Below are 5028 nucleotides of genomic sequence, written 5' to 3'. Positions count from 1 at the left end.
ACGTCGTCGTGAAATGGGATTGGGAGCGTTGCGAGATGTCTCTTTAAAACAAGCCCGTGAATTGGCAACTGGGTGGCGTTCTGTTCTTCGTGAAGGTCGTGACCCCATTAAAGAGCGTAATAAACAAAAGCGTGAGGCAATAAGCAATCTTCATTACTTAAAAGATATTGCCGTGGATGCTTTTGAAAGTCGTAAAGCTGAATTAAAAGGGGATGGTAAAGACGGAATCTGGTTTGCACCTTTAAAACTGCATATTCTTCCCAAATTAGGCTGTTTACCCATTTCAGAGATTACTCAAACAGAGATACGCAATACCCTTGCTCCTATTTGGCATACAAAAGCTGCAACAGCAGAGAAAGCATTAATACATCTTAATCTTTGTCTTAAACATGCGGCTGCATTAGGATTGGATGTTGATTTACAAGCAACAGAAAAAGCACGTGCTCTCTTAGGCAAACAACGTCATAAAACGCAAAATTTTCCAGCTATAGATTGGAGAAAAGTTCCGGCTTTTTATAAAACACTTTGCGAAACAACAATGACACAACTGGCTTTACGTTTGCTTATTCTGACAGGCGTTCGTACAAATCCTATACGCCATATTCATAAAGATCAAGTTGATGGCGATATATGGACTATTCCTGCTGAGAATATGAAAGGAAGGCGTGATGCTACAACAAAATTTCGCGTCCCTTTATCAACAGAAGCATTAGATATTTTAAAACAAGCGCGCCTTTTATCTCGCAATGATTTCTTTTTTTCTGCAACAGGTTGGGGTCCCCTTTCTGCACGCTGTATGGCTCAATATATGAAACGTATTGGACTTGAAGCCTGCCCGCATGGCTTTCGCTCTAGTTTACGCAATTGGCTTGCTGAAACAACCGATGCCCCCTATGAGGTCGCTGAAACTATTTTAGCTCATACGGTCGGCGGTAAAGTAGAACGTGCCTATCGTCGTACTGACTATTTAGAACAGCGCCGCGTTTATATGGATAAATGGGCGGCTTATGTCACTGGTCAATCTTAAGATATGGGGTGAATAACCCCATGATCTGTGGATAACTTTCTCTCTCTCCTCTCTCATTCGCTCTCAATTAGACTCATAATTTATCACATGAGAATTTATATGATAAAATATTGTTTTATATAAATAAAATACCTTCAAAAATGAACCAAAATGTGGTTAATAAATGGTTATGATTTGTTACCATTTTTATAGTGAAAGGATTTTAATATGACAGAAAATGATATTCTTTTGACAGACCGTAAAAGTGCAAAATTGCTTCATATGAGTGTCTCAACATTCCACCGTCATGTTACCAATGGCTCTCTCCCAAAACCTTTAAAATTTGGTTTTTTATCCCGTTGGTTACAATCGGATCTTTTGAATGTCATCGAACAAGCAAAACAGCAACGTCAAAGTGACGCGGCATAAAAAAAACCTTGTCACGTAAGGACGGACAAGGCTTTCTCAAACTCATCAATCTAGAGAGTGCACAATCCGTCCTATGACGCAATGTTATAGGATTTAAAATGATGTGTTCTTTTCAGAATGCGCAGGGTATTACACGTGCCTTGCGTGGGGTTTGGCATGGACGTTATGGAACCGCCCGTTGCCCTGCTCATGATGATAGGCTGCCTAGTTTATCTATTTCTAATGGAANGGTTTGGCATGGACGTTATGGAACCGCCCGTTGCCCTGCTCATGATGATAGGCTGCCTAGTTTATCTATTTCTAATGGAAATGATGGGCGTCTTTTACTCTATTGTTATGCTGGTTGCTCTTTTAGAGAGATCATACAAGCGCTTATTAGAATTGGATTGCTTGGAAAACAAGCTTATGCTCATACGCTTTCTTTCTCAAAACAGTTTTGTGCTGATCTCAAACAAGCAAAAAGGAAAGCAGAGAAAGCAAAAGTAATTTGGCAACAAAGCCAACCAATCAAAAATACTTTAGCAGAAACCTATTTACGCATGCGTGGGATCACGTGTGATTTGCCTGCTGATTTACGCTTTCATAGCAAATGTCCACACCACTCTGGAGTTAAACTGCCCGCGTTGATTGCTCTTGTTAAGGGGGCTGGCTCCTTTGCTATTCATAGAACTTTTTTACAAAACAATGGCTGTAAAACAGATCAAAAACCAGCCAAAGCCATGTTGGGTTCTGTCACTGGAGGTGCTGTGCAATTAAGTCAAGCCAATCCAAAACATCTGGTCATTTGTAAGGGCATTGAAACCAGTCTAGCTCTGCTGTCTGGGTTATTAACAGAGCCCGTGAATTTATGGGCGTCCCTTTCAACCCTATGAAAATGCAAAATAGATATAAAATATCTATTTTAACAGTAGCTATTGAAGAAACAGTAAAAATACATTACATTAGAACTACTTTGTAACACATTAAGTGGTCGTAAAATGGCTGAGACAACATTTACTTTTCGCGTCGATGATGTATTAAAAAATGAATTTTCCAAAGCAGCAAAGGCGTGTGATAGATCTGGTGCACAATTATTGCGCGATTATATGCGCGATATCGTAAAAGAACAAAAAGAAAAAAGTGCATACGATTTATGGTTTCGGGAACAAGTTCAATTAGGGATAAACTCTGCTAATACAGGTGATATAATATCTTCTGAAGAAATCGAAGCAGAAGCAAAGGAATGGCGCCTAAAAACACAAAGTAAACTCGATAGATCAACTTTATGAAGCTAATTTGGACACAAGTAGCACACGTTGACCGCAAAAAGATCCGTGAATACATATCACAAGATAATCCTTCTGCTGCCTTAAAGTTTGATCAACTTTTATCTGAAAAAGTAGAAAAACTTGTTAAATTTCCTACTCTTGGTCGTTTAGGACGAATTGTAAATACACGTGAACTTATTGTACATCCAAATTATATCATGATTTATGATATTTCAAATGACGTTGTGCGTATTTTACGTGTGCTTCATACAAAGCAAAAATTTCCTTAATCAACTGTATTTTTATTTATTTGCTAATTGAAGCAAATTATTTTCTACAATACTGCGCTCCGTATCAGTAAGTAATGATAGATTACTATTTTTATAATATTGCGAATATGATTGCATAATTACTTTGCACACCGCTTAGTTTCTACTCGTAAAAATAATGATGATACTCTTGGTAAATGACGTTTTATCGTCAATGATGTGACTGTTGAAAAGCTTGGGGAACTCTTAAAAGAAAACCCCCGTGGTCTCTTAATGGTTCGTGATGAATTATCTGGTTTTTTAGCCAATCTGGAACGAAGAGAATATCAAACAGACCGCGCCTTTTATTTAACAGCTTTTAATGGAGATGATCAATTTACCTATGATCGTATCGAGCGTGGAACCATTTTTATCCCTTATGTCACTTTATCCATGATTGGAGGCATTCAACCTTCACGCATTATTCCCATCATTCAAGCAATCCACCGTGGAATAAACGATGACGGTTTATTGCAACGCTTTCAAATGATTGTGTGTCCCGATGACAATAAAGAGTGGCAATTGGTTGATAAACCGCCCAATCAAGAGGGGTGGCAAAAGTATGAAGGAGTTTTTCGCTCTTTTCGTGATAAACGCTTAGGGTCTCCAGAACAACCACTGATCATGCGTTTTTCTCCTAAAGCACAAGTGAAGTTTTATGAATGGTTCGAGCATCTTCATAAAGAAGCAAAAGGAGGTACTCACTCAGAAAGCTTACAATCGCATCTTTTAAAAATGCCAAAGACCATAGCAAGCCTTGCGTTGATTTTTGAACTTCTTGATAGTGGTGGTTTAGAAATTGGTCTCTATGCCATTACAACAGCCTTGCGTTGGGAAAAATATCTGTTAAGTCATGTCAAAAGACTTTATGCGGCGGGGGATACATTAACAGCAGAGCGTGCAAAATTAATTATTGAACGCTGTGATTGTTTACCCGATGTTTTTACAGCAAGGGATGTTTATAAACGTGATTGGAAATATTTAACAGACAATCAAACCGTTAAGCAAGCTTTAGAGCTTTTATGTCGTTGTAACTATATTCGTGAAATCTCTGGAGAGAATAACTCCCAAGGCGGTCGACCTACCATACGTTATGAATGGCACCCTTTAGTGAAAAGTCATAAGACATCACACTGAGGCAATTTAGAAATCTTATAAAACATTAAACAATATAACAGTGAACCTTTAAAGCACTCCCCATCATTAGTTTTGGGGGGTATGGGGGTTTTGGGGGGGGCTTTTTACCCCCCCCCTTTATATATATTTTTTAATCCAAAATAAAAGTTATTATATTTCAACAAGTTAAGCTTTCAAATAAACAACCTATATTAAACATAACACATAAATACAATTTTTAATATATATCTAAGAGGGTTTTGTAGGTGTTTTGGGGGTTTTAAAAACAGACAAAACCTATCTATAAAACACTTCAAAATACTCATTCTGATATTTTAAAGCACATAGTGCATTTATCTTGATTAACCCATGAAATGAATAGCAAATTTTACTACTTTGCTGATCTTATTCCATGTCATGGGCTGTTGATAAGCAGCCTTAAAGACCCCTTTTGAAAAAATATCCGCTTTTTTAGCAGTTTTTTCCCATTTTTATCGTTATTTGCTTTAAATGCATTTGATTGAATTCGTTTTGATTCTTTTGATGATTATTAATCATATCATAAGGCAAGGGATTTTTATTACAATATGCTGCAATCTGTTAACTCTGATAATGAACACGTCACTTTACGCTCTCTCTTAGAATATTATCGTCAACAAGCAAAATCACTTCGTGAATTAGGAACCATGTTTGAAAACCTTGTCATAGCTTATTTGACGAAAGACCCTCTTCATTATGGACGCTACGAAAAGGTAGAAACCTATTATGAATGGGCGCAAGAGCATGAAGGTTGGAATAAAAATGATATCGGTATTGATCTAGTTGCTAAGCTTCGTCATCAAGAGGGTTATGTCGCTATTCAATGTAAGTTTTATCAAGCAGATCATCAGATCAGTAAAAAGGATATTGATAGCTTTATCGC

Annotated in this window: 5 protein-coding genes and 2 pseudogenes; all 7 read left to right on the top strand. The window is 37.4% G+C overall.

Annotated features, from left to right (window positions below):
- On the top strand, positions 1-1027 hold a 1027-nt coding region (locus tag ACFILT_RS00895), incomplete at its 5' end, for a tyrosine-type recombinase/integrase (protein ID WP_375679442.1).
- A 207-nt stretch (positions 1028-1234) separates the two neighbouring features.
- Positions 1235-1435 (top strand): helix-turn-helix transcriptional regulator, encoded by a 201-nt coding sequence (locus tag ACFILT_RS00890; protein WP_375679441.1) that lies wholly within the window; start codon positions 1235-1237, stop codon positions 1433-1435.
- Positions 1436-1533: 98 nt separating this feature from the next.
- Positions 1534-2301: pseudogene (locus tag ACFILT_RS00885) on the top strand (hypothetical protein); the annotation flags it as partial.
- 111 nt (positions 2302-2412) lie between these two features.
- On the top strand, positions 2413-2703 hold the full coding sequence (locus tag ACFILT_RS00880) for a CopG family ribbon-helix-helix protein (RefSeq protein WP_375678898.1): 291 nt from the start codon (positions 2413-2415) through the stop codon (positions 2701-2703).
- Positions 2700-2972, top strand: coding sequence for a type II toxin-antitoxin system RelE/ParE family toxin (locus tag ACFILT_RS00875; protein ID WP_375678897.1), 273 nt, complete (start codon positions 2700-2702; stop codon positions 2970-2972). Before ACFILT_RS00880 ends, ACFILT_RS00875 begins: the two co-directional genes overlap by 4 nt.
- Positions 2973-3170: 198 nt before the next feature.
- Positions 3171-4127, top strand: coding sequence for a DUF3987 domain-containing protein (locus ACFILT_RS00870; protein ID WP_375679440.1), 957 nt, complete (start codon positions 3171-3173; stop codon positions 4125-4127).
- A gap of 566 nt (positions 4128-4693) precedes the next feature.
- A pseudogene (locus ACFILT_RS00865) lies at positions 4694-5028 on the top strand (helicase); the annotation flags it as partial.

This window comes from Bartonella sp. AP7XZML (assembly GCF_042195745.1).
Lineage (GTDB): Bacteria > Pseudomonadota > Alphaproteobacteria > Rhizobiales > Rhizobiaceae > Bartonella.
Note: the sequence above shows the minus strand (reverse complement) of the source record. Positions and strands in the feature narration are given on the sequence as shown.